This window comes from Microbacterium sp. UNCCL10, assembly GCF_000746195.1.
GTDB classification, from domain to species: Bacteria; Actinomycetota; Actinomycetes; order Actinomycetales; family Microbacteriaceae; genus Microbacterium; species Microbacterium saccharophilum.
Map to the genome: position 1 here is coordinate 709636 of NZ_JQKT01000007.1, position 24621 is coordinate 734256.

Consider the following 24621-nt stretch of genomic DNA (forward strand, 5'->3'; position numbering starts at 1 on the left):
TCTGAGGGTGGTGGACGCTCACGCGGTGAGCGTCCACCACCAGATCAGCAGCAGCGTCACGAGGAAGCCCGCGATCTGATTGATCCAGAGGAAGCGGCGCCATCCTGCCGTCGCCGCCGCGGAGTCGGCATCCGGGATGCTGCGGTACGGCCAGACGGCGACCAGATACGGGGTGACGGCGACGGCCGCGAGCGGCCCCGGCCAGGCCGTCCCGAGCATCGCGATGCCCGCCGCGGCGTAGCAGACGAGCGCGAACCGCGACGTCCACGCGGCGCCGCGCGCCGTCGCGATCGAGGCGATGCCCGCCTCCCGGTCGGCGACGACGTCCTGGACGGCGCCGAACGCGTGCGAGGCGACGCCCCACAGCGCGAAGGCCAGCAGGATGAGACCCAGCTGCCACGTCCACGTCGCTCCGGCCAGGACCAGCCCGTACACGGCGGGGGAGAAGAAGTGGATGCTGCTGGTCACCGAGTCGGCGAACGGCCGCTCCTTCATCCGCAGGGGCGGCGCACTGTAGAAGACGACGAAGAAGAGGCTCGCGGCGAGGACCGCCCAGCTCGCCGGTGAGCCCACGACGACGAGGTAGACGACGAACGGCAGGCACGACAGGCCTGCGGCCCACAGGGTGATGGGGTGCATGCGGCGATCGAGCACGGCGCCGTGCGCGCCGCCCTTGCGGGGGTTGCGGAGATCGGACTCGTAGTCGAAGACGTCGTTGATCCCGTACATCGCGAGGTTGTACGGGATGAGGAAGAACAGCGTCCCGATAACGAACGTCGCGTCGATCTCGCGGGACGTGAGCAGGGAGGCCGCCGCGAACGGGTACGCCGTGTTGATCCAGCTCACGGGGCGGGAGGACACGAAGAGCTCCCGGGCGACGGTCAGCGCGTTCATTCGGCCTCCCGCGGCTGCAGCAGCACCCAGAGCGCCGGCAGCAGGAACGCCGCGCAGAGCGGGTAGGCGAAGTCCTCGACGGGCGCCAGTCCCACGCGGATGCCGCTGATCCGGTCGGCGGGATATGTGAACAGCCCCGCCGCGATCATGACGTTGTCGAAGATCGCGGTGAGGATGCCGAGGATCACGGCCGCGATGCCGGAGGCGCCCATCCGCCGCGCGAAGCGCGGGCGCCGCAGGGTCGCGAGGGTCACGGCTGCGGTGAGCGCGACGAACGGCAGGACGATCCAGAGGTAGGTCATGCCCGGCGCCCCCGGGTGGCTCGCGTGTGAAGGCGGCGGAGCGCCGCGGCGTGGACGACGAGGGCGAGGTAGCAGAGGAACGCGAGGAAGACGGGCTCCTCCAGCGGCAGGTGCGGCGCGAGGTCGATCCCCAGCAGCAGCGGGCTCCCGCCCTTCACGAAGACGCCGGTCGCGATGCCGACGGCATCCCAGATCAGGAAGAACGCCGTCCCGATGAGGATCGCGACCGCGGCTCGCCGGGGACGCCGCCACAGCACGAGCCGGCCGCGGGCGTCCAGGGCGGCGACGCCGGCGGCCGAGACGAGCAGCGCGAGCAGATACGCTCCGGGCACCTCAGCCGCCCGTCCGCGCAGGCTCGGCGAGCGGACCCGCGCTGCGATCGCCGCGGAGCCGCTTGACGACGAGCTCGGCGGAGATGAGGCACATCGGCAGCCCGATGCCGGGCAGGGCCGACCCGCCGGCGTACAGCAGCGCGTCGACCTTCGCGGAGGCGTTGCGGGGCCGGAAGAGCGCGCTCTGGCGGAGCGTGTGCGCGAGTCCGAGCGCCGTGCCCTGCCAGGCGCCGAAGTCGTCCGCGAAGTCCCCCGGCGCGATCGTGCGGCGCACCCGGATGCGCGCCGCGAGGTCGGGGACGCCGATCCACTGGGCGATCTGCGCGATGGCGGCGTCGGCGAGCTTCTCGATGCGGGCATCGCCGTCGCCGTCGACACCACCGTGGCCGAGCCCCGGGTCGGCGGGGACGGGGACGAGGACGAAGAGGTTCTCCGCCCCGGCGGGTGCGACGGTGTCGTCGGTCGCGCTCGGCTTGCAGATGTACAGCGACGCCGGGTCGGGCACCGTCCGGGTGCCGAAGATCGCCTGGAAGTTCTCCTTCCACGCATCCGTGAACAGCAGCGTGTGGTGCGGGAGCTCGGGCAGCTCGCCGTCGACGCCGAGGAGGAGCAGGAGCGCGCCCGGCCCCGCCGTGCGCTTGCGCCACCATGACTCCGGGTAGGTGCGCTCGTCGTCCCGGAGGAGTTTCGTCTCGGTGTGGTGCAGGTCGGCGGTGGACACGACGACATCGGCCTCGAGCACCTCGCCGTCCCGCAGCCGCAGTCCGGTCGCCCGGCCGCCCTGCGTGCGGATCTGCGCCACCGGGGTGCCGGTGCGGATCCGCACGCCGCGGGCCTCCGCGAGCCGCTGGACGGCCGCGATGACCTCCGTGAAGCCGCCGCGAGGGTACAGCACGCCCTCGTCGAGGTCGAGGTGGCTCATGAGGTGGTACAGGCTCGGCGCCTCGTAGGGGGAGGTGCCGAGGAAGACGCCCGGGTAGCCGAGGATGCGGCGCAGCAGCGGGTCGCGGAAGCGCTTGTCGATGACGGACTGCAGCGACCGGGTGAGCATGGGAGCGAGGGCGGGGAGCCGGCGCAGGAGCGTCCGGTCGCGGAGCCCGGCGTACGACTCGTAGGTGTCGTACAGGAACCGCGTGACGGCGAGCTCGTACGCGTCGGCCGCGGAGTCCAGGTAGGCGTCCAGCTGCGCGCCGGCACCGGGCTCGCGGGATTCGAACAGCGCGCGGGCGTGGTCGCGGCCCGACACGACATCGACGTGCTCACCGGCGCCGGGACCCTGCGGCTGGGCATAGACGCGGTACGCGGGGGTGAGCGGGACGAGGTCCAGTTCGGCGTCGGCGGTCGTGCCGAGGAGGCGGAAGAAGTGGTCGAAGACCTCCGGCATGAGGTACCAGCTGGGGCCCGTGTCGAAGCGGAATCCGTCGCTCTCCCACGATCCGGCCCGTCCGCCGGTGACGTCGCGGGCCTCGACGACCGTGACGTCGTACCCCTCCTCCGCGAGGAGCGCGGCCGTCGCGAGGCCGGCGATGCCGGCGCCGACGACGGCGGCCGTGGGCCTCACGAGTCCGACCGCCGCGGCCGGCCGAACGCCGCGGCGCGCACCGCGATGCCCGCCTTCCGTGCGTTCGGGACCCGCACGCGAGCGTCCGGGTCGGGCTCCTGCCGGAGCCGCTTGGCGAGCTCGGCGAACAGGTCGTGGGCCGTCGTGACGGCGCGGCGGCAGTCCGCCGGGAGATCCGGGATGACGGCGGCCGCGGCGGCGAGGTCGCCGTCGATGCGGGCGAGGACCTCGGCCCGCGAGGTCGTTCCCGCCTCGACCCCCAGGTAGTCGCGGCCGAGCCGGTGCGCGTCGTCGGCGTGGTCGCGGAGGAAGTTGATGTCCTGGAACGCGGCGCCGAGCCGCCGCGCACCGCTCACGAGCGCCGGGGCGGCGGTGGCGGGAGCCGGGGCCCCCGCGGAGACGAACACCTGCAGGCACATGAGCCCCACCACCTCGGCGGATCCGTAGACGTAGGCCTCGTGCGACTGGGCGTCGTGGACCGTGCGGTCCAGGTCCGTCCGCATGGAGGCGAAGAAGGGGCGCACGAGGTCGGCGCCGATGCCGCACTCGCGCGCGGTCTGGGCGAACGCGTGCACGATGAGGTTCACGCTGAAGCCGCGGGCGATCGCCGTGAGCGTCTCCGCCTCAAGCTCGTCCAGCACGAGCCGCTGCGTCGCGGGCGCGAGGCCGGCGTCGGCGGCGGTGCCGTCGACGATCTCATCGGCGATCCGCACGAGCGCGTAGACGTTCCGCACGTGCGGGCGCACGCGGGGCCCCAGGAGGCGGGACGCGAGCCCGAAGGACGTCGAGTAGGCGGCGATGACGGTCGCCGCCGCCTCCCGGGCCACCCGGTCGTAGCGGTCGAGGTCGGGGATCTCCGCGCTCACGGGATGCGCTCGTCGATCGCGGTGGCGAGCTGGGCGAGCAGGCTCACGACGGGAGCGCCCAGCGACGTCTCCGCCCCGAGCCGCTGCGCCTGCGCGAGCGTCTCGCGCACCAGCGTGATGAGCTCTTCGCGGGCTCCGCTCGCGTCGAGCTCGCGCTGCGCGGCCCGCAGCGCGATGGGGCCGGTGTGCGCGACGGCGAGGGCGGAACTCACCCGCGGCCACGCGGGGGAGTGCTGGGCGAGCGCGATGAGCGGCGTGCGCTTGGCCTCGCGCAGGTCGGCGCCGGGTTCCCGGCCGGCCTGCTCCGCCGTCCCGAAGGTGCCGATGAGGTCGTCCACGAGCTGGAAGGCGAGGCCGAGCAGCCCGCCGATCGTCTCCACCGCCGTGCGCTCGGCGGCCGTCGCATCTGCCATGAGGGCGCCGGCGGCCAGGGGTGCGCGGAACGAGTAGGCCGCGGTCTTGTCGTGCGCGGCGTTCAGGAGCGCGGGGGTGTCCGGGTAGTCCGGGAGCACGGCGTGCTCGACGTCGGCCAGCTCGCCGATGACGGAGACGAGGATCGCGTCGTCGAGGAGCTCCAGCAGCGCGGCGCGGGTCGCGTCGGGCAGGGCGGCCGTGGCCACCATGCGCGTGGCCTCGAAGAGGAGCAGGTCGCCGGAGAGCACGGCGGCGGCGTCGCCGAGGAGGGCGGCGCCGTCGGCGGTGGCGCCGGCACCGCCGGCGCGCGCCCGGAACTCCCCGCCGACGTTCGGGGCGCCTCGGCGCTGCGTGTCGCGGTCGATGAGATCGTCGTGCACGACGAACGCCGTGTGCAGCAGCTCGAACGCCGCGGCGACCTGCGAGACGCCGCGGGTCTCCGCCGCGCTGCCGCCGAACGCCTCGAAGGAGGCCACGACGAGCGCAGGACGCAGGCGCTTCCCGCCGGCGGCGGCGCGCGCCGTCGCGTCCGCGAGCGCCCGCGCGGACGGGCCCCGGCGGGCGGTGCGGGCCTGCAGTCGCGACAGCGACGCGTCGATCTCGACGTCGACGGCCTCGCGGGCGGCGGGGGAGACGGTGATCATGAGGCGCGGCGGACTTCGGGGGACCGGAAGAGGTGGAGCTGCTCGGCCTGCAGGACGAGCCACGGGCTGAACGCCCAGGGGGTCGTCACGAGCGACGAGCCGAGGTCGGCGGGGTCGACCCAGCGGGACTCGACGACCTCGAGCGGGTTCAGCACGAGCTCATCGTCGGTGACGGCCGTGTAGACGGGGCAGATCTCGTGCTCGACGATCCCGGACGCGTCGACCGCGCGGTACCGGAAGAGCGGGAGGGCGAGCCGCACGTCCTGCAGTGTGATGCCGAGCTCGTACTCGGCACGGCGGTGCACGGCGGTCAGAACCGGCTCGGCGGGCTTGGGGTGACCGCAGAACGAGTTCGTCCAGACACCCGGCCACGCCGTCTTGCCGAGCGCGCGACGGGTGACCAGGAGCTCCCCGCTCGAGTTGTAGACATGGCAGGAGAAGGCCAGGTGAAGGGCCGTATCCGTGCCGTGCACGCTCGACTTGGGTGCCGTGCCGATCTCGCGGCCGTCTTCGTCCAGTAGGACGACGTGTTCTGTGTCTGACATCTCGCCTCGTTTTTTGCTAGTTTAGCTAGCGATTTCGATTGAGCATACCGAACCGACCCGGAGGTGTCCACGTGACGCAGCGGTGGGTCCCGCAGACAGATCACGATCACCTCATGATGGAGGCGATGAAGGCCGTGCGCGCCTTCACCGACGCGATGGATCGCATGCACGGCGATCTGCGCGGTGACATGGGCATGAACGCGACGGACCTCGCGGCCATGCGGATGCTCATCCTCCGCGAGCAGCGGGGGGAGCTCGTCAAGCCGCACGACATCGCGAAGCACCTCTCCATCACGTCGGCGTCCACGACGAAGCTGCTGGAGCGGCTGGAGGAGAGCGGGCATCTGCAGCGCCTCCCGCATCCCACCGATCGCCGCGCCCGCATCGTCGTGCTGACGGAGGATGCCCGGGCGGAGTTCTACCGGCGCTTCGGCGAGCGGATGCGGAAGATGCGCGGGGCGATGTCGGGATACGAGGTCGACGAGCTGAAGGTCGTCGTGCGTTTCCTGTCCGAGATGGAGGAGGCCCTCGTCGGACGGTGACGGGCCTCGGTAGCCGAGCCCGTGGGGGAAACGAAGAAGGCGCCCCGTGCGGGACGCCTTCTTCATCTGGTTGCGGGGGCAGGATTTGAACCTACGACCTCTGGGTTATGAGCCCAGCGAGCTACCGAGCTGCTCCACCCCGCGGCACATGAAAAGCCTAACATGCCTTCCGGGGGCCGGATGCACGCGTTGCCCGCCGACGCCCCGGCAGGGGAGGATGGGCACATGTCAACGCCGCCGCACCCGCACAGGGCTCGCTCGCGCGACGACACCGCGAACGACACCGCGGACGACACCGCGGACGACACCGCGGACGGCCGCGCGGAGACGCCGAATGAGCGCGCCGACCGCAACTGGAACGATGTCCTGCAGGAGCTGCGGGTCCTCCAGACCGGCACGCAGATCATCACGGGCTTCCTGCTGGCCCTCGCCTTCCAGCCGGCGTTCGCCGATCTGACGCCCGGCCAGCGCACCTTCTACCTCACCCTCGTCGTGGGCTCCGCGCTCAGCGCGATCGTCGCGCTGGCTCCCGTCGCGCTGCACCGGTTCCTGTTCCGGCACCGCGCGAAGCAGACCGTCGTCGCGTACGGTCACGCCGCGCTCATGACGGCGCTCCTGACCGTGTCGCTGCTGCTCGTCGGGGTCGTGGCCTTCATCTTCGAGGTCGTCGTCGGGGACGCGGCATCCTGGACCGCCGGGATCGTGCTCGGCGTCATCATCGCGGTGCTGTGGGTCGCCATCCCGCTGGTGCTGCGCGCGCAGAAGGGACGCGACACATGAGCGCCTCCGCCGTGCCCGTCGCCGTCGCCCAGTTCGGCCCGACGGCGGACGTCGCGGCGAACCTCCGGCTGATCGAGGAGCTCGTGGCGCGGGCGGCCGGTCGCGGCGCGCGCGTCGTGCTCTTCCCGGAGTACTCCAGCTACTTCACCGACCCGTTCGACGAATCGCTCGCCGCTCACGCCGAGCAGATCGACGGCCCGTTCACGCAGGCGCTCACGGGGCTCGCCGAGCGGTACGGCGTCGTCGTCGTCGCGGGGCTCCTGGAGCGCGCCGGCGACGGCCGGCGGGTGCGGAACACCGTCGTGGCGGTGGGGGCGGACGGCATCCGTGCGACCTACCGCAAGCTGCACCTCTACGACGCGTTCGGCCAGCGCGAGTCGGACTGGGTCGAGCCCGGTGAGATCGCCGCGCCGGAGACGTTCGAGGTCGACTCGCTCCGCTTCGCCCTCATGACCTGTTACGACCTGCGCTTCCCGGAGGTGGGGAGGGTGCTCGCCGACACCGGCGCGCATGTCCTCCTCGTCGCGGCGGAGTGGGTGCGCGGACCGCTCAAGGAGCACCACTGGCGGACGCTCCTGCACGCCCGCGCGATCGAGAACACGGTGTTCGTCGCGGCGGCCGACCACCCGCCGCCGCTCGGGGTGGGCGCGTCGATGATCGTCGACCCCCAGGGCGTGGAGATCGCCGCCATCGGGACGACGAGCGACGTCGCGGTGGCGTATGTCGACGCGGATGCCGTGACGCGGGTGCGCCGCGTGAACCCGTCGCTGGCGCTGCGCCGCTTCCGCGTCACTGCGCGCGACTGAGGCGCGCCGCGGCCTCCTCGAGCACGTCGACGCGCTTGCAGGCGGCGAACCGGACGAGCGTGCGGTACTCGTCCTGCCGCGCGGGAGTCGCGAACGCCGTGAGCGGGATCGCGACGACGCCGGCGCGGTCGGGGAGCGCGCGGCAGAACCGGGCGGCGTCCTCGGCGCCGAGCGGGGCGGCGTCGGCGACCGTGAAGTATGACCCCGCCGGCCGGGACACGGCGAAGCCCGCCGCGCGGAGGCCCTCGCCCAGGATGCGGCTCTTGTCCTGCATCGTGGCGGCGATGCCGGTGAAGAACTCGTCCGGGAGCCGGAGCCCGGCGGCGATGGCCGGCTGGAAGGGTGCGCCGCCGACGTAGGTGAGGTACTGCTTGACGGTGAGGACCGCCTGCACGAGATCGGCGGGACCGGTCACCCACCCGATCTTCCATCCGGTCGTGGAGAACGTCTTCCCGCCCGAGGAGATCGACAGCGTCCGCGCCGCGGCACCGGGGAGGGTCGCGAGCGGCGTGTGCGGCCCGTCGAAGACGAGGTGCTCGTACACCTCGTCGGTCACGATGATCGCGTCATGCCGCTCGGCCAGCTCCACGACGAGATCCAGGACCTCGCGGGCGAAGACGGTGCCGGTGGGGTTGTGCGGGTCGTTGACGAGGATGAGACGCGTCCGGTCCGTGACCGCGCGGCGGAGCTCGTCCGGGTCGGGCTGGAAGTCGGGCCAGTGCAGCGGCACGGTGACGAGCCGGGCGCCGGCGAGAGCCACGCACGCGGCGTACTCGTCGTAGTACGGCTCGAAGACGACGATCTCGTCGTCGGGGGAGTCCACGAGCGCCAGGATCACGGCGGCGAGAGCCTCGGTGGCCCCCGCGGTGACCAGCACCTCGGTCTCCGGGTCGAGGCGGAGGCCGTAGAACCGCTCCTGGTGCTCGGCGATCGCGGCGCGCAGATCCGGGATGCCGCGCCCCGGCGGGTACTGGTTCGCTCCCGCCGCGATCGCCGCACGGGCGGCCTCGAGGACCTCCGCAGGACCGTCCTCGTCGGGGAAGCCCTGGCCCAGGTTGATGGCTCCCGTGCGGGCCGCGAGAGCGCTCATCTCCGCGAAGATGGTCGGCGCCGCCGAGCCGTCCTCGCCGAGGAGTCCCGCCCCGCGGGCGGTCCGCCGCCAGGCACCCGGAATCGCTCGCATCGCGCTCACGTTACACGCATAGGGTCGCCGGGGGCCTGGCATAAGAAACGCACAGAAACCCGGGGCATCCTGAAGGGGCTTGGGAAAGAGGACCATCATGAGCGACAACCCCGCATCCACCGACGAACCGCAGAACCCCGCGCAGCAGCCCGATCCGCAGCCGGATCCGCAGCGCGCCGCCGACGCTTCCGGGATCCCGCCGCGTCCACCGCTGCCACCGCAGGCCCCCGACTATGCGGCGCAGCCGCCGTACACGGCGCCGCAGGCACCCGCCTACGGTGCGACGTCGCCCCAGACGTCCGGCCAGCCGGCGTTCCCGACCCAGCCGACCCAGCCCTACGCCGAGCGGGCGCCGGAGCCCGCCGCTGCGGCGCCCGCCGAGGGCGGGAAGGTCGGCGCCGGCAAGATCGTCGCGATCATGGTCGCCGCGGCCCTCGTGGGCGGGGCATCCGGTCTCGGCGCCGCCGCCGCCGGCGGGTCCCTTTTCCCGGCTGCGCAGACGGTCGTCCAGAGCGGTCCGACCACCGTGACGGTCAACGATCCCGACAGCGTGAACCGGACCACCGCGATCGCCACCAAGGTGCTCCCGAGCGTCGTCACGATCTCGGCGAGCTCGTCGTCGGCCGGCGGTACCGGCTCGGGCGTCGTGCTCTCGGCCGACGGCTACGTCGTCACGAACACCCACGTCGTCACCCTCGACGGCGCCACCGACTCGCCCGACCTGAAGGTCACCACGAGCGACGGCAAGGTCTACTCGGCCGAGGTCGTCGGACTCGACCCGATGTACGACCTCGCCGTCATCAAGCTCGACGGCGCCGAGGATCTCACCCCCATCGAGATCGGCGACTCCGCGGGTCTCAACGTCGGCGACGGCACGATCGCGATCGGCGCCCCGCTGGGCCTGTCCAACACGGTCACGACCGGCATCGTCAGCGCCCTGAACCGCTCCATCCAGATCGCCTCGTCGGCGGTGCCGGAGACCGAGCAGGACACCGAGCAGAACCCCGACGACGAGAACGGCAACGGTCCCTTCCAGTTCGACTTCGGGCAGGGCCGGCAGCAGTCCGGATCGGCCGGCACGATCTCGATCGCCGTCATCCAGACCGACGCGGCGATCAACCCCGGCAACTCCGGCGGCGCGCTCGTGGATGACGAGGGCAAGCTCATCGGCATCAACGTCGCCATCGCGACCGCCGGCGGCTCCTCCTCCAGCCAGTCCGGCTCCATCGGGGTCGGGTTCTCCATCCCGTCGAACATCGTCGAGCGCGTGACGGACGAGATCATCGCCGACGGCGCGGCCACCCACGGTCTCCTCGGCGCGATGGTCGGCGACGCGGCGAGCCAGGAGGATGCGACGACGGCCGGCGCATACATCAGCGAGGTGACGAACGGCGGCGCGGCGGATGCGGCGGGCCTGAAGGCCGGTGACGTCGTCACCCAGTTCAACGGCGTGCCGATCTCGGACGCCACCGACCTCACCGCCCAGGTGCGGGCCCTCGCGGCCGGCAGCTCCGCGAAGGTCGTCTACCTGCGGGGCGGCAAGACCGCGTCCGTGGAGGTCACCCTCGGCGAGCTCGCGCCGTAAGCGCTCTGCTCCCGGACCAGGACGCCACCCCGCGATAGGCTCGCGGGGTGGCGTCCTTCTCGTTCGGCGCGGGCAACGCCGGGAAGCTCGTGCGCATCCCGCTGTACCTCCTCGGACGCCTCGCCACGATCCTCATCCCGCGGTCCCGCGACGAGTGGGTGTTCGGCTGCGCCGTCGGCATCGCCGACGGCGCACTGGCCCTGTGGGACCGTGCCGCCGTCGCGGGCGAGCGGGCCGTGTGGCTCACCGGCGGCGCCCGGGACGCCGCCGAGGCGGCGGCCCGCGGCATCCCGCACGTCCCGAAGCAGTCGCTCCGCGGCTTCTGGCGGACGGCGCGCGCGCGGGTCGTCGTCGTGACGCACGGACTCGGGGACGTGAACCGGTACGCCGTCACGGGCGCATTCATCGTGCAGCTGTGGCACGGGATACCGCTCAAGCGCATCGGCCTGGACTCCGCGGAGACGACGCGCAGCCCGGTGCCGGTCGCCTCGGGTGCCGTCAGCCGCCTCCTCGCGGTCCTCTATCGGCGTGCGCAGCGCGGGATCCGCCTGCTCCCGGCCGCGTCCGAGCTCGTCCGCGGGCGGCTGGAATCCGCGTTCGGGCTCGACCACGAGAGCGTGCTGGTGACCGGCGAACCGCGCGTGGACGTCCTCTCCCGCGGCACCGCGGAGGAGCGCCGCGCCCGCGCCCGCGCGGCGATCGGCGAGGTCGCCGGCCCGCTCGGCGCCGGCACGCGGCTCATCCTGTACGCGCCCACCTGGCGCGACGGCGAACCCGACCCGGCCGTGCCGACCGCCGAGCAGTGGACGCAGCTGACGGAGATGCTGACGGCGCAGGATGCCGTGCTGCTCATCCGCTCGCATCCCCTCGGCGCCGGCGACTACACGCCGCCGGCGGCGACCGATCGCATCCGGCTGCTCGGCAGCGACCTCGTGGCCGACGTCACGCCGCTCCTGCCGGGACTCGACGTGCTCGTCACCGACTACTCCTCGCTCGCGTTCGACGCCGCGCTGGTGCCGCTGCCGTGCGTCTTCCTCGCGCCCGACATCGAGGCGTACGGCGCACGCCGCGGCTTCTACGGCACGTATGCCGACGTGGCCGGCGACGAGGTCGCCCCGTCCTGGACGCAGGCGACCGGCCGGCTCGAGAGGCTGCTGGCCGATCCGGGGGAGCGGGACCGGGCGCGGGCCGAGGCGGCGGCCCTCAGCGCACGCATGCACGCGCACCGCGACGGGTGCAACACCGAGCGCGTCTATACGGCCGTGCGCGCCGGACTGACGCGAGGGAGGACGACGTGAACGCCGAGTTCGACGTGGCGGGCGGTGCGCTCGTGGTGACGGGGACGGGGGCCGCTCCGCGGGCCCTCGAGGCGGTCGGGCCGCGCGCGCGGAGCACGTCCGAGGTCACCTCCGACCCGGCCGGGTGGCGCGCCGTCCTGCCGCTGCGCGCGGCACGCTGGGGCGGGCCGGAGCTGCCGCTGCCTGCCGGCGACTACCGCGTCGGGCTCACCGACGCCGACGGACGGCCGGCCGAGGTCACGGCATCCGTCCCCCTGACGATGTTCCCGGACCTCCGCGCCGGCCTCGACGGCGCGACGCTCCGCATCGGCCCGCCCATCGACCCCGCCTACGACTCCGGCGACGGGCAGGCCGCCCTCGAGCGCCGGTACGCGACCCGCCCCGGAGGGCTCGAGAACGCCGTGTTCTTCGAGAGCTTCTACGGGCGAAACGCCAGCTGCAATCCGCTCGCGATCGACCGGGAGCTCGCCCGCGTCGCGCCCGGCGTCACGCGGTACTGGAGCGTCGTGGACCGCTCCGTCGCCGTCCCGGACGGCGCGATCGCGGTGGTCGAGGGGAGCCCGGAATGGTGGCGGGCACGGGGCTCGTCGCGTCTCCTCGTCGTCAACGACTGGCTGCGTCGCCGCTTCGCCCGCCGCACCGGGCAGGTCGTGCTGCAGACGTGGCACGGGAGCCCGCTCAAGCGCCTCGCCCTGCACCGTCCCGGCTTCGACCCGCGGCGCGCCGCCGCCGTCCTCAAGGAGAGCCGCCGCTGGGACGTGCTCCTCGCGCAGAACCCGTACGCCGCGGGCATCCTGCGGAAGGCGTACGCGTTCCTCCGGCGCCCCGTGTGGGTCGAGGGGTACCCCCGCAACGACGTGCTCGTGACCGGCGACGGCGCCGCGACCCGCGAGCAGCTCGGCATCGGGGCCCAGGAGCGGGTGCTCCTGTACGCGCCGACCTGGCGGGACGACCGCGCCGAGATGGTGGACTTCCTCGACCCTGCGGCGCTGGCCGCCGAGGCGGATGCCGTCGTGCTCGTCCGCGGGCACTCGCGGACCCTCGCCGCGGGGGCGGACGCCACCGGTCCGCGGGTCCTGGACGTCACGACGTTCCCCGACATCGCCCGGCTGCTCCTCGTCGCCGACGCACTCATCACCGACTACTCGTCCGTCATGTTCGATTTCACCGCGACGGGGAAGCCGATCTACTTCCTGACACCCGACGTCGAGCACTATCGCGGTGAGCTGCGCGGCTTCTACTTCGACCTGGCCGCGCACGCGCCCGGCCCCCTCGTCGCGACGCAGGGAGAGCTCGTGGCGGCCCTCGCCGATCCCGGCGTGACGGACCGCTTCGCGGCGGCGTACCGGGACTGGCGGGCGCGGTTCAACGCGCGCGACGACGGCCACGCGGCCGAGCGGGTGGTCGCCCGCATCCTGGACCAGGGGTTCGTCGACCGCGCCTGAGGTCGCAGGTCAGGGCAGCGGCGTGTTCCGCCGCAGCCGCGACGTGTCCACGTTCTCCTTCGCGCCGCGCGTGATGCCGATGAGGAAGCCGACCCCCCACGCGAGGTGCATCGACGGCAGCACGACGAGGCTCCACAGGCGTTCCCGCACGCCCCGCGCACCGGCCGGCGCCAGCGAGACGACGAGGACCAGCACGAGATATGCCACGACGGGCACATGCACGAGGGATGCCGCGAGCGCGGCCGTGCCGGTGAGGACACCGCCCAGCTGCAGCCCCGCCACGACGAGCGAGGCCACGAGGGCGACGACGAGCAGCGGAGGCGCGAAGAACCGCAGCGCGTTGCGGCGCCCGTAGCGGCGCACCAGTTCGCCGCGCCACGTGCCGGTGGAGCGGAACTGCCGGACGAGCCGCGCCCAGCTCTCCCGGGGCCAGTAGGTCACCGCGAGGGCGGGGTCGAACCAGACGCGGTACCCCGCGCGGCGGATGCGCAGGTTCAGCTCCCAGTCCTCGCCGCGACGGATCGTCTCGTCGAAGAGACCGACCTCCTCCAGCACGCTGCGGCGCATGACTCCGAGATAGGCGGACTCGGCCGGACCCTCGGCGCCCCCCGAGTGGTACGCGCCGCCGCCGAGCCCGATGGGGGAGTTGTACCAGCGGGCGACGGCGCGCTGGAAGTCCGTCCTGCCGTCGGCGCGCATGACGCCCCCGACGTTCGCGGCGCGGACGCGGGTCAGCGTCTCCATGGCGCGGCGGGTATACGCCGGGACGAGTTCGGAGTGCGCGTCGACGCGGACGATCGTCGGGTACCGGGCGGCGCGGATCGCGAGGTTCAGCCCCACCGGGATGTGGGCGGCCGGGTTCTCCACGACGCGGATGCGCGGGTCGGCGGCCGCCAGACGGTGGGCGAGGGCCGTCGTCCCGTCGGTGGAGGGACCGATCGCGAGGATGAGCTCGCCGGGCCCGTCGTGCTCCTGCGCGAGGACGGTCGCCACGGCCCGCTCGAGATAGTCGTGCTCGTTGAGCACCGGCATGACGAACGTGACGCCGGAGCCGGGCGCGGGGATCGGGGCGTCCCGGTCCGCGGGCTCGTCGTCGTGCACCCGTCGATCATCCCATGGCCCGGATACCCTGGGAGGATGTCGATTCTCGGGGATGCTCGCAAAGTCGTCCGACTCCTCTCCGGGGCGCTGCGCTCCCGGGGGGCGATCGCGGAGGCGGAGCGTCTGGACCGGGAGCGCGGTCCGCTCCCGCGGCGGCACTTCCGGGTCGCGGTGTACTTCGCCGACGGACCCGTGAACCTGTACCAGATGCGGCAGTGGTACGCCCCGCTCGCGAAGCTCGCCGAGACCTGGCCGGTCGTCGTCATCGCCCGCGCGGCGAGCGGCGCGGCTGCGCTGCTGAAGGAGTCCCCGCTCCCCGTCGTGTACGCCCGCACGATCGACGACGTCGAGAGCGTCCTGGCATCCCAGCAGATCCGCGTCGTGCTGTACGTGAACCAGAACACGCGGAACTTCCAGATGTTCCGGTACGGCCACCGGTGGCACGTCTTCATCAGCCACGGCGAGAGCGACAAGGTCTACATGCGCAGCAACCAGATCGGCGCGTACGACTACGCGTTCGTGGCGGGGGATGCCGCGCTCGCGCGCCTGCGCGGGGCGCTGTGGGACTACGACATCGACCGCCGCGCCCTGCCGATCGGCCGCCCGCAGGCCGACTACTTCGGGGCACGGCCCGCCCCGTACCCCGCCGACGGACGCACCACGGTGTTCTACGCGCCGACGTGGGAGGGGGACCGGGCCTCGATGTCGTACGGCTCGATCGTGACGCACGGCGAGGCGCTCGCGCGCGCCGTGCTCGCGGACCCGCGGCTGCGGCTCGTCTTCCGTCCGCACCCGCGCTCCGGGGTGTCCGACCGGGAGTACGGCGTGGCCCTCCGCCGCATCGTCGCCGCGATCGCGGCGGCGAACGCGGCCGACCCGGCCGCGCACCACATCTTCGACGAGTCACCCGACCTCGACTGGCAGCTGCTGGCGCCCGATATCGCGGTCATGGACGTCTCCGCGATGGTCTACGACAGGCTCGCGACGGGGAAGGCGCTGTTCGTGACGCGCCCCGTCGACGCGTCCGCCGTGATCGACGACGAGGGGTACCTGTCGGAGTGCGAGTGGCTGGACGCGCGGGATGCCGCCGACGTCGGCGCACTCGTCACCCGCGCACAGCAGCCCGACGTGACCGCGCGCCTCGCGCACTGGTCGCAGCACTACTTCGGCGACACGTCGCCCGGCGCCGCGACCGCGCGTTTCGAGGAGGCCGTCGGGCATCTCATGCGCGAGTGGGAGATCTGGCACGAGCGGACCGGCGCGGAGGGCGCCGACGACGAAGGCGTCGAGTCGTTCGCGGACGCCGACGATGAGGAGGAGCCGGACGCCTGAGCGCCCTCAGACTCCGGCGGTGAGCGCCACGATCGCGGCGCTCGCCGAGGCCAGCGCGATCAGCAGGGCCAGCCCGATCAGGACGGCGTGCACGATCAGGAACGACGTCGGCTTGCCGGCGTCATCCCGTGCCCGCGGGTCCTTCGCGACGCGGCCGTAGAACCGGGGCCAGACGACGACGTTGAAGACGGCGTTCAGCAGAAGCAGGGCGATGAGGACGGGGACCACCCGTCGAGCCTAGCCGCGGCGGGGATCACGCGCGGTTGCTCAGTCCCCGTCGCCGCCGTCGCCGGACTCCACGGCGGCGGGCTCGGCGGGCGTCAGCGCGATCGCGATCGTCTCCACGCCGACCGGCTCGCCGAAGATCGTGTACTCGACGTTCGGCGCGTCGCCCAGCTGCTCGACGGGCGACCGCGGCTGCCACGGCTCCGACGGGAGCCCGGTCCACTCGGTCGGCTCTTCGGGGCGCGTCTGGAAGATTCCCATGCGCCCATTGTGCGCCTGAATCCGGCATCCGTCTCCGTCATCCGTCTCGTCAGACGCGCACCGATCCCAGGAGGGCGAGGAACCGCCGCACCGCGTCGGCCCGCTGCATCAGGCCGTGGGCACCGACAGGCTCGATCGACGCGAGGAGGCGTGCGACGCCGCCGGCTCCCGCCGACACGGTCCCGGCATCCTCGTCGATCACGAGCATCGCCTCCGTGAAGTCACCCCATGCATCGGGGCCGGGATCGTCCCGCAGCGTGCGCGTGCACCGCAGATCCACCTCCCGCCCGCCGCGGCGCACCGTCCCCGCGTAGGTCAGCGCGCCCGCGGCGAGCGTCACGGCGCCGTCCGCGAGGTACACCGTCCCCTCGCCCGGGATCGCGAGCGCCCCGACGAGAGACCCCTCCGACACCGGGGCCGCCAGCGGAACCTCGACCGTGAACGTCACCTCGACCTCGTCCGCGCCGACGCGGCCGCGCAGCCGGTCGGTGATCCGCACCGACACGGGCGGATCCGTCATCCGCGTGCACGTCGCATCCTTCGGCACGCCGTCCGCCGATCGACCCGCGAGGTAGGCGTGCGCATCCCGGTAGCCCATCGCGAGGAGGGCGTCGGAGGAGATCCGGCCCAGGTAGAACTCCGGGTCCAGCGGCAGCGGATGCCGCGGCGCCACGACGTGCAGCGTGAAGTCGCGGCCGAGCGCCCGGGCGAGCTCGAAGTCGGCGAGGAGCGCGCCCATCGCGCTCATCTCGATCATGTGCACGTACTGCTCCAGCGGTCCCTCGCCGTAGGACGGCGTGTTCCCGATGCACCACACGAGCCAGATCTCATCCGCCCCGCGGCGCACGGCCTCGGCGACTCCCGCGTCGCGCACCCACACGGCATCCGTGAACACCTCGTCGCCGCGGCGCAGCGGGGTGAGCCAGCCGGGCAGCGACATCCCGGCGGCCAGCAGCTCGAGATCCACATCGGCGGGCTCGAGCGCCCGGCACTCCTTCGTCGTGAACTCCACGATCTGGAACGTGCCGGCCATCTCGCTCCGCCGCATCCGCTCGACATCGACGCCGAGCCGGGGGAGCACCGTCTGCACGATGGCGTCCGCGTCGCCGATCGCGGGGAGCGACCAGGGACCCGTGAGGTACTCGTGCAGCGGCAGCAGCGATGTGAAGGCGGATGCCGACAGCCCGCGCCACCGGTCGCACATCTCCACCCCGGAGACCCCGGAGAGCATCATCGCGGCGGTCATGATCCCGCCGGACGCCCCGTCGACGTGGTCGAAGGTGAGCCCCTCCTCCTCGAGCGCCCGGACGACGCCGGCCTGCCACGCGACGCGCATCCCGCCGCCGGCCAGCACGAGGGACCGCATCAGCGCAGCCGGTTCCGGTAGACCGCGAGCAGCACCGCGGTCACCGCGTCGAACCCCGCCACGAGCAGGGCGACCGACGCGAACACCCCGCGTGCGACACCGAGACCCACCGCGGCCGCGGCGCCGGCCTTCTGCGCGGCGCCCCAGCCGAGCGCCGCCCGGTCCGGGGACGCCGAGCGCAGCGTCCCGACGACGAGGCCGCCGACCACGACCATGAACATCCCGACCGTGCCGAAGAGGTGCCGCGCCGTCTTCTCGTCCGCCCCGCCGATCGCGCGGAGAACGAAGCCCGGGGCGACGACCTGCAGCGCCCCCGTGCCGACCGTGCCCCACCCGATGGCGGCGAGCACGCCCCGGAGCGTCATGTCAGCGCTCCGACGAGGTCGCCCCGCACCACGAGGTACCCGATGATCACGGCCCACGTCGCCGTCGCGCCGTAGAAGCGCACGCTGTTCAGGGCCATCCATCGCCGGAGCAGGTCCTGCAGCTCGGCGACGTCGGTGACCTCGCCACTGCGGACCCGCTTGTTGATCGGGATGATGAGACCCTGCCCCACGAAGGTCAGCACGAAGATCCCCGCGAGGCAGCCGGCCCCGAACCACACCAGCGGGCTGCCCCATTCGGCGACGATGAGCCAGAGCGACGCGAGGAACATCACCGGCACGATCCACGTGAAGAAGACGGTCGCCAGTCGCGTCGGGATGCCGAAGTGCGCCTCCACCTGGTCGGGTGTGAGCGACCGCCACGTCGGGAAGAGGAAGAGCCGCAGCGTCCACATCGTGCCCATGTACAGCGACGCGCCGAACGCGAAGTACAGCGCCGCGATCAGCGTCACCCAGCCCGCGCCGCCCATGTCACACCGCCTCGGACACGCGCGAGCGGTCCGGGGGCGCCGGCCACTCCTCGCCACGACCGAGGCCGACGACGCTCTCCAGCCCCTCCATGGGCACGGCGTCGGCCGCGTGCTGCGTGGGAGCCGTGAGGAACCACGACTCGAAGTGGTCGTCGAGCACCCCGGTGGCCTTCTCGATCCACACCGTCGCGATCGGCTTCCGGCCGATCTTCAGGTGCGCCAGCCTCTGCGCGAGCTCGCCGCCGAGCACCAGCCGCCCCCGCGCCGCCGTGCCGACGGCGATGTCGGCCGCGCCGGAGAAGTAGATGCTCGACTTCATCAGCATCCCGCGGTAGGCGCAGTAGTTGTCGGCCGCGAGCTTCAGCGGCAGCGCCGTGCGGGGCGGTCGGGCGATCTCCACGAGGCACGCCGTCTGCCCGTCGTGGTCGTAGAGCGCGGAGACGGCCTGCGCCGAGACGCGGACGTCGAGGCTGTCCTGGTGCTTCGGCATCCCCCAGATGCCCTTCCCGCCCTTCACCGAGATCTCGGTGCTCACCGGCAGGTCCACGACGTACTGGCCGAGCCCGGCGGCTCGCTGCAGCACGAGCGGCAGGATCGGCAGCCGGGGACGATGCCCGTGCGTCACGGCGATGGCGACGGAGTACTCGATGTACGCGCCGATGTCGGTCTTGCGATAATCGACGACGGTGATGAGGAGCACCCCGACGCCGAAGCCGATCGTCGCGGGGTGCAGCGCGGTTCCCGGCAGCAACCGCTTCGCGGCGGCGGCGGAGATCGGGAACGCGGCCATGAGGCAGGACGCGTCCTGCGTGTCCACGGGCATCGTGTACGGGATGCCGTCGACGCGGGCGTGCGTGCCGCGGAGACGCCTCTGGCGACCCGGCACAGGCGAGGGCAGCAGGGAGAGGACGGCGCGCACCGGCGCCCACAGCGAGGTCATGAGGCCAGCTCCTTCAGGATGATCGGATACGTGTCGCGCCAGGCGTTGCGCGCCCAGAACACGTCGAGGTGCCCGTAGCCGGGCACGACGTGCAGGGCGTGGCGGCCCGGCTGGTGGTGGTCCAGGTGCGCATAGCTGAGCGCCTGGCTGTCCGGCAGGAAGCACCGGTTGTCCTTGCCCGCGATGAGGGCGAAGCGCGCCTGCGTCTGCGGCGGCGCCGTCGCGAGGTCGTCCGGGAGCTCCGGGTGCTCCCGCACCGGCACGAGGTGCCCCGCGCGCACACTGCGGCTCATCTGCGCGAAGAAGCTCATCGGCACGCGCCCGAACTCCCCGGTGATCCAGTCGTGCGTTGCCTTGTCGATGTTGCGGTGCGCCCACAGCGCCGGGTGCCCTGACCCGTACGTGAAGCTCACCATGCGGCAGACGAGGTTCCGGCACTCCGGATGCGTGACGTCGACGGTGCGGCGGACGAGGCGCGAGAAGTACCCGTCCGACCGGTACGCCCACGCGGGGGACAGGTACGGCGTCGCGCGCGTGATGAGGGGCGCGAGCCGGTGGATCTTGAACTCCGAGAAGGTGGGGATGACGGGATGCAGCGACACGGCGTTGCTGACGATGCGGTCCACACGCGGGAGTAGCCCCGCGACGGCGGCCATCGCGAAGGACGTCGAGCCCTGGCAGTGCACGACGGCGGCGAGGCTCGCCGCCCCGGTCTCCTCGAGGACCCGCTCGACGGCGGCCGGGTGGTCGTACACGGCGGCGTCGCACAGCGTCCAGTCCGTCGGCTCCAGGTCGATCGAGGCGCGCCAGTTCAGCATCCACACGTCCCACCCGGCCTCCAGGAGCACGTCGACGAGGGTGCGCGGGATCGGCGGGCGGAAGATCTCGGCGCGGACACCCGCACCGTGGACGAGCAGCACGGGCCCCCGGTGCGGCTCCTGCGGCCCCCGCACGTGCACGAGCGTGAGGGGGCGGCCGTCCCGCGCGGTGAGGGGGAGCACCTCCGTGCGGTGCTCGGCGCGGGAGAGGGTGCCGGTGGGTGTCAGGGTGTCGCTCATGCGGGTGCCTTTCCGGTATCCGGCGTCGCGCCGCGGTTCCGCGCGACGGTGATGGGGCCCTCGAGGAGGCGGACGCCGGTGATGCGCGTCGCGGGGACGACGCGCAGGGCGCCGTCCGGCGCGGTCGTCGTCGCCCAGTCGGTGCAGATGCGGTCGACGACGATCGTGTGGATCTCGATGCTGCCGCCGGGCTGCAGCCGCATCCGGAGGAAGCCCTTGTGGTCGGCGATCGCCTGCGCCGACATCCGCCAGGAGGCGACCGTGCCGCTCGGCTGCGTGAGCAGGAAGAGGCCGAACATCGCCGTGCCGAGGAGGGCGCCGATGCCCCACGACCCGATCGCGGCGACCCCGAGCAGGACGATGCCCGGCAGCGGCGGCATCCCGAGGGACCGCGCCGCGAGGAGGAGGCCCACGAGCGCGAGGAGGGTGAGGCACCCGGCGACCAGCTGGAAGACGATCGCCAGCGTCGCCACGACGCCGCCCCAGCCGAACAGGACGCTCGTGAGCCAGTGCAGCAGCCAGCTGCCGAGCGCGATCGCGACGACCAGGGCCAGCGCGCTCGCCGTCGTGGGGACGGGACCGCGCAGGACCGCGCCGATGCTGTCCGGCGCGGGCTGCACGAGGCCGACGACGGCGCCCAGCAGCCAGGCGAGCACGAACTGCACCCAGCCGAGCCCGACCATGAGGCCTGGATTGCGCCAGCCCAGCCACCACCGGGAGAACGGGTTCGCCACGCGACGGTACAGACGGCGCGACGTCGCCTGGTCGGGGTAGGTGGGGCCCACGCGCCGCATCGGCATGCCGGGGACGTCCTTGCTGCGCATCCGGGAGGCCGCCGGCGGCAGCTCGAGGGTCTCCGGGAGGCGGTGGGTCTCGGCGAGGTACGCGCCGCCCAGCCCGCACGTGATCGCCTGGATGCCGAGCGCCTCGTCGGGCTCGCCGTCCGGTCCCAGCTGGACGTACCGCGAATAGTGGTGCTGGTCGCCGGTGAGCCACAGGCGGATGGCGGCACCGGTCGGCTCGGTCTGCCCCGACTTCTCCCGGTTCCGGACGATCGTGCGATCGAAGAAGTGCAGCTGGTTGAAGCCGTCCGGGCCCTTCGAGGCGGTGTGCACCCAGGCGGGAGCGGCGGTGCACACGATGACGCCGTCGCCGGGCTGCAGATGCGCCGTCAGGTGCTCCCGGAAGTAGTCCAGCTGCGGTTCGTCGATGTATTCGCCGAGCTGGGAGTCGAGCCCCACGAGCCACCACCCCGGCGCGATGGCGACGACGAAGTAGCTGCGCGTCTGGGTGGTCTGCCACCCGCCGATCCGCGCGCCCCTGGCGAAGACGCGCAGGAAGGAGGTGAGCCCGTCGTACCAGTCGTGGTTGCCGGGCACGGCGAGCATCGTGGGGCTCGGGTTCCCCGCCTCGGCGGGGAACGCCGTCGCGTAGGGGCCGATGGTGCGGTTCTCGTACGCCCGGGCGGATGCCGCCGGGTACACCTCGTCGCCGCCCAGCACGAGCACGTCGCCGCGGGGCAGCTCGAGGTCGGTCCCGCTGGGCGTGTCGACGAACAGGGTGGGGGCGGCGAGCAGCGTCGCAATGGTCGTCGTGGCGTCGAAGCCGTCGCCGAGGTCGGCGGCGAAGTCGATCCACACGTCTCCATCGACGGGGGATGCCAGCGGCGCCGGGCCGCTCGGCAGCACGGCCTGGACTTCGCGCTTGTCGCCGTAGTCGGCGAACACCTTGGCCATCCCGGCCTTCAGGGCGGTGCGCGCGAGGGCGGGCGGATCGAGCCAGCGGGTCATGCCGGCCGGCGCGAACCCCAGGACGCTCTCCAGGGCCAGGAGCTCGCGCCGCCTCATCGTGCTGCTCCGTCGCGGTCGCCGGTGAGGTAGACCCGCGACAGCTCGCCGAGGAACAGCCGCCCGAATGCGGCCAGCGCCGCGATTCCGGCGGGGCCGTCGGTGCGGAATGTGGTGAGCTGCTTCGCGAAGTCGAGGGGCTTGATGACGAGCATCCCCGCCGCGCGGACGTCGGCGCCGGCCGGAATGTCGCCGGCGGCGGCGCGGGCCGCGGCGCGCTCGGCCGGGGTCTGCGCGGGGGGCGGCGGCACGTGCCCGGCGAGCAGATGGACGTACAGAGTGGAGGTGTCGCGCCAGAGGTCGAAGCCGTCGTCGTCGGCGACGTCCTTGACCCCCACGAGCGTGACGGGGTCACCCGCGGCGTCGTGGAGCCACAGCCGGTAGAGCATGCGGCGGCCCGGCCGGGCGGGCGGGTCGACGAAGAGGTGGAACCAGCCGCGCTCGACCTCGCAGCGCCCGCCCAGCGCGACCCCGTCGACGTGGCCGGTCGCGGCGCCCTCGTGCAGCGGGTCTTCCGTGAAGGCGTCGATGTCGGCGGCCGTGATGGTCAGGACGAACTCGAGGTCGTCGTTCCGGTAGCGGGCGCGCTCCGCCCCGCGCCGGGGGTCGGTCTCGCCGAGGGCCACGTGGCCCACCATCCGCTCCGTGAACGACACCGACGTGGCATCCGCCCGGGCGGCGGGCGGAGGGCCGGCGACGCCGGCGGGGACTGCCGGTTCGGCGCGGCGGGGGCGCTCCGGCCACGGCTGCTCCAGCATCCGCGTGCACGCCCGGTCGGCGAGGGCCGCGATCGTCAGCGACGGGTTCGCGCCGACGGGACCGGGGAGGGCCGCGCCGTCGAGCACGTGCAGACCCGGGTGGCCGAACACCTCGCCGTAGGCGTCGCACACGCCCTCGCCGGGGTGACGCCCCATGGGCGCCCCGCCGACCGGATGCACCGTGATGACGCGGCCGAGCCACCACAGCGGGTTGTCGCTGACGTCGGCGCCGAGCTCGGCGCCGATCCGCTTCATGACCTCGCGCATCCGAGCGAAGTAGGGCCGGGAGGTCGCGACCGTCCAGTCGACCGCGAGCCGTCCGCGGCGCAGGGACATCCGGCCGTCCGGCGTGTCGCGCCCCATGCCGAGGAGCGGCAGCGAGCTGCCGGAGAGGTGTCCGTCGCCGAGCAGCTGCGCGATGCTCGCGGAGAGGTTGGAGCGGCCTTCCGTGAAGAGGCGGTTGCGCACGGACTCCCAGCCGAACCGCGCCCCGCGCCGCGCCATCGCGCGCAGCTGCGCGACCTCGACGAGCCACGTGAGGAACGCCGGGAACCCGGCATCCTCGATGTAGAAGCCGCGCCCGCGCGCGCCGTCGCCGTCCTGGCCGTCCGGCATGCGGATCGCGGAGGTGATGACGGTGCCCCGGCCGCCGTCGACCCGCAGCGGCGCGCCGTCCCGCGTGCAGCCCATCAGGAACGTGAGGAGGTCGCCGTTGCCGCTGAACCGCGACCCGAGGGCGGGCCCCAGACCGCGGAGGGCGGCGCGGCTGCGCAGCAGCAGGTACGTCGTCCCGAAGCTCCCCGCGCCCAGGATCACCCGGCCCGCCCGGATCGTCCGGACGGGGAGCGCCTTCGTCGAGGTGTCGCCCGAAGCCCCCGGCTCGTGGATGACGTAGCTGACGATGTAGCCGCCGCCCTCTGCCGGTCGGATGCCGCGCACTTCGTGCAGCGTCCGGATCTCCGCGCCGTGATGGCGGGCCGCGGAGAGGTAGGTGTGGTCGAGGCTGTTCTTCGCGCCGGTGTTGCAGCCCACGTCGCACTCCGCGCACAGCGTGCACGTGACACGGCGATGCCCGTGCAGGTTCCCGTACGCGGGGGTGGGGAGTTCTGCTCCCGGCTCGGGCGCCTCACCCGGGCGGGCGAAGGTCACCGCGAGCGGCGGGCGGAACGCCGGCATCCCGATGTCCACGGCGGCCCGCTCGAAGGCGACCGTCTTCGCGGTGTCGCGGTACGGGTACGGCGTCGCGCCCATCATCTGCTCGACAGCCTCGTAGTGCGGCTCGAGGTCGTCGTAGCCGACCGGCCAGTTCTCGTACCCGCCGCCCGGCAGCGGCGCATCCTTCACGAACCAGGCCGGGTCCTTGCGCAGCAGCACGTTGGCGTAGATGAGGGAGCCGCCGCCGAGGCCGCTGGAGACGAGTCCCTCGAGGCCCCGGAACGTCCACGCATCGAACAGGCCGTACATGCCGGCGCTCGGATCCCAGAAGTTGCCGGCCATCTCGGCGGGTGTGCGCGCGAAGTCGCCGGGTCCCCAGGCCTTCCCGCGCTCCAGGACGACGACGTCCTTGCCCGCCTCCGCGAGGCGGTACGCGGCGACGGACGCGCCGAAGCCGGAGCCGACCACCAGGACGTCGGTGGCGTCGGGGAGCTGATGAGGCACGGCAACCTCCTGCAGGGGTCAGAG

At 73.1% G+C, this 24621-nt stretch carries 25 protein-coding genes and 1 tRNA gene; 7 read left to right on the forward strand and 19 right to left on the reverse strand.

What is annotated here, in order from left to right; genetic code table 11:
• Positions 1-18 precede the first annotated feature (18 nt).
• The 7 genes from BR85_RS03535 to idi are packed head-to-tail and all read right to left on the reverse strand — an operon-like array spanning position 19 to position 5558.
• Entirely contained in the window at positions 19-894 is an 876-nt protein-coding gene (locus tag BR85_RS03535) for a prenyltransferase (RefSeq protein ID WP_028495282.1), read from the reverse strand.
• A complete protein-coding gene (locus tag BR85_RS03540; protein ID WP_028495283.1) occupies positions 891-1196 on the reverse strand; it encodes a lycopene cyclase domain-containing protein in 306 nt (101 codons plus the stop codon). The genes BR85_RS03535 and BR85_RS03540 overlap by 4 nt, the downstream gene beginning before the upstream one ends.
• Positions 1193-1528: a lycopene cyclase domain-containing protein gene (locus BR85_RS03545; RefSeq protein WP_028495284.1), complete on the reverse strand. Its 336-nt coding sequence runs from the start codon at positions 1526-1528 to the stop codon at positions 1193-1195. The genes BR85_RS03540 and BR85_RS03545 overlap by 4 nt, the downstream gene beginning before the upstream one ends.
• Position 1529: 1 nt before the next feature.
• Positions 1530-3089: a phytoene desaturase family protein gene (crtI, locus tag BR85_RS03550; RefSeq protein WP_028495285.1), complete on the reverse strand. Its 1560-nt coding sequence runs from the start codon at positions 3087-3089 to the stop codon at positions 1530-1532.
• Positions 3086-3955, reverse strand: coding sequence for a phytoene/squalene synthase family protein (locus BR85_RS03555; RefSeq protein ID WP_028495286.1), 870 nt, complete (start codon positions 3953-3955; stop codon positions 3086-3088). Before BR85_RS03555 ends, crtI begins: the two co-directional genes overlap by 4 nt.
• Positions 3952-5013, reverse strand: coding sequence for a polyprenyl synthetase family protein (locus tag BR85_RS03560; protein WP_028495287.1), 1062 nt, complete (start codon positions 5011-5013; stop codon positions 3952-3954). The genes BR85_RS03555 and BR85_RS03560 overlap by 4 nt, the downstream gene beginning before the upstream one ends.
• Positions 5010-5558, reverse strand: coding sequence for an isopentenyl-diphosphate Delta-isomerase (idi, locus tag BR85_RS03565; RefSeq protein ID WP_028495288.1), 549 nt, complete (start codon positions 5556-5558; stop codon positions 5010-5012). The genes BR85_RS03560 and idi overlap by 4 nt, the downstream gene beginning before the upstream one ends.
• A 71-nt stretch (positions 5559-5629) precedes the next feature.
• Between idi and BR85_RS03570 the strand changes: the two genes are divergently transcribed.
• Positions 5630-6100 carry a MarR family winged helix-turn-helix transcriptional regulator gene (locus BR85_RS03570; RefSeq protein WP_028495289.1) on the forward strand — a complete coding sequence of 157 codons (471 nt, stop codon included), beginning with the start codon at positions 5630-5632 and terminating at the stop codon, positions 6098-6100.
• A 67-nt stretch (positions 6101-6167) separates the two neighbouring features.
• Here BR85_RS03570 and BR85_RS03575 read toward each other — a convergent pair.
• Positions 6168-6244 (reverse strand) — tRNA-Met (locus BR85_RS03575).
• 81 nt (positions 6245-6325) lie between these two features.
• Here BR85_RS03575 and BR85_RS03580 point away from each other — a divergent pair.
• Both BR85_RS03580 and BR85_RS03585 read left to right on the forward strand, forming a co-directional pair.
• Positions 6326-6880: a DUF6328 family protein gene (locus tag BR85_RS03580; protein ID WP_051526129.1), complete on the forward strand. Its 555-nt coding sequence runs from the start codon at positions 6326-6328 to the stop codon at positions 6878-6880.
• Complete coding sequence (locus BR85_RS03585) at positions 6877-7686, forward strand: carbon-nitrogen hydrolase family protein (protein WP_028495290.1); 810 nt, start codon at positions 6877-6879, stop codon at positions 7684-7686. The genes BR85_RS03580 and BR85_RS03585 overlap by 4 nt, the downstream gene beginning before the upstream one ends.
• On the opposite strand, the gene BR85_RS03590 is transcribed toward BR85_RS03585, so the two are convergent.
• Positions 7670-8869, reverse strand: coding sequence for an aminotransferase class I/II-fold pyridoxal phosphate-dependent enzyme (locus tag BR85_RS03590; RefSeq protein WP_028495291.1), 1200 nt, complete (start codon positions 8867-8869; stop codon positions 7670-7672). The genes BR85_RS03585 and BR85_RS03590 overlap by 17 nt on opposite strands.
• 97 nt (positions 8870-8966) lie before the next feature.
• Between BR85_RS03590 and BR85_RS03595 the strand changes: the two genes are divergently transcribed.
• The 3 genes from BR85_RS03595 to BR85_RS03605 are packed head-to-tail and all read left to right on the forward strand — an operon-like array spanning position 8967 to position 13197.
• Positions 8967-10454, forward strand: a complete 1488-nt coding sequence (locus BR85_RS03595; protein WP_028495292.1) for a S1C family serine protease — start codon at positions 8967-8969, stop codon at positions 10452-10454.
• Positions 10455-10501: 47 nt separating this feature from the next.
• The gene (locus BR85_RS03600) at positions 10502-11752 is read left to right on the forward strand and encodes a CDP-glycerol glycerophosphotransferase family protein (protein WP_028495293.1); all 1251 of its coding nucleotides are present in this window, start codon (positions 10502-10504) and stop codon (positions 11750-11752) included.
• Positions 11749-13197, forward strand: a complete 1449-nt coding sequence (locus BR85_RS03605) for a CDP-glycerol glycerophosphotransferase family protein (RefSeq protein ID WP_028495294.1) — start codon at positions 11749-11751, stop codon at positions 13195-13197. The genes BR85_RS03600 and BR85_RS03605 overlap by 4 nt, the downstream gene beginning before the upstream one ends.
• Before the next feature lie 9 nt (positions 13198-13206).
• Here BR85_RS03605 and BR85_RS03610 read toward each other — a convergent pair whose 3' ends face one another.
• Entirely contained in the window at positions 13207-14229 is a 1023-nt protein-coding gene (locus BR85_RS03610) for a glycosyltransferase family 2 protein (protein WP_051526234.1), read from the reverse strand.
• Positions 14230-14334: 105 nt separating this feature from the next.
• Here BR85_RS03610 and BR85_RS03615 point away from each other — a divergent pair, with 105 nt between their 5' ends.
• Entirely contained in the window at positions 14335-15630 is a 1296-nt protein-coding gene (locus BR85_RS03615) for a membrane protein (RefSeq protein ID WP_028495296.1), read from the forward strand.
• A gap of 6 nt (positions 15631-15636) precedes the next feature.
• Here the strand turns inward: BR85_RS03615 and BR85_RS03620 are convergent, their stop codons facing one another.
• The 9 genes from BR85_RS03620 to BR85_RS03660 are packed head-to-tail and all read right to left on the reverse strand — an operon-like array spanning position 15637 to position 24597.
• Positions 15637-15858 carry an SCO4848 family membrane protein gene (locus tag BR85_RS03620; RefSeq protein ID WP_028495297.1) on the reverse strand — a complete coding sequence of 74 codons (222 nt, stop codon included), beginning with the start codon at positions 15856-15858 and terminating at the stop codon, positions 15637-15639.
• Positions 15859-15897: 39 nt separating this feature from the next.
• Entirely contained in the window at positions 15898-16116 is a 219-nt protein-coding gene (locus BR85_RS03625; protein WP_036272203.1) for a hypothetical protein, read from the reverse strand.
• 49 nt (positions 16117-16165) lie between these two features.
• Complete coding sequence (locus tag BR85_RS03630; protein ID WP_036272205.1) at positions 16166-17482, reverse strand: patatin-like phospholipase family protein; 1317 nt, start codon at positions 17480-17482, stop codon at positions 16166-16168.
• On the reverse strand, positions 17482-17847 hold the full coding sequence (locus tag BR85_RS03635; protein WP_051526130.1) for a hypothetical protein: 366 nt from the start codon (positions 17845-17847) through the stop codon (positions 17482-17484). The genes BR85_RS03630 and BR85_RS03635 overlap by 1 nt, the downstream gene beginning before the upstream one ends.
• The gene (locus tag BR85_RS03640; RefSeq protein ID WP_028495298.1) at positions 17844-18335 is read right to left on the reverse strand and encodes a DUF1772 domain-containing protein; all 492 of its coding nucleotides are present in this window, start codon (positions 18333-18335) and stop codon (positions 17844-17846) included. Before BR85_RS03640 ends, BR85_RS03635 begins: the two co-directional genes overlap by 4 nt.
• Position 18336: 1 nt before the next feature.
• Positions 18337-19275 carry an acetoacetate decarboxylase family protein gene (locus BR85_RS03645; protein WP_051526131.1) on the reverse strand — a complete coding sequence of 313 codons (939 nt, stop codon included), beginning with the start codon at positions 19273-19275 and terminating at the stop codon, positions 18337-18339.
• Positions 19272-20333: an alpha/beta hydrolase gene (locus BR85_RS03650; protein ID WP_028495300.1), complete on the reverse strand. Its 1062-nt coding sequence runs from the start codon at positions 20331-20333 to the stop codon at positions 19272-19274. Before BR85_RS03650 ends, BR85_RS03645 begins: the two co-directional genes overlap by 4 nt.
• Positions 20330-22180 (reverse strand): metallophosphoesterase family protein, encoded by a 1851-nt coding sequence (locus BR85_RS03655; RefSeq protein ID WP_036272209.1) that lies wholly within the window; start codon positions 22178-22180, stop codon positions 20330-20332. The genes BR85_RS03650 and BR85_RS03655 overlap by 4 nt, the downstream gene beginning before the upstream one ends.
• Complete coding sequence (locus BR85_RS03660) at positions 22177-24597, reverse strand: GMC oxidoreductase (protein WP_028495301.1); 2421 nt, start codon at positions 24595-24597, stop codon at positions 22177-22179. Before BR85_RS03660 ends, BR85_RS03655 begins: the two co-directional genes overlap by 4 nt.
• Positions 24598-24621: the final 24 nt, after the last annotated feature.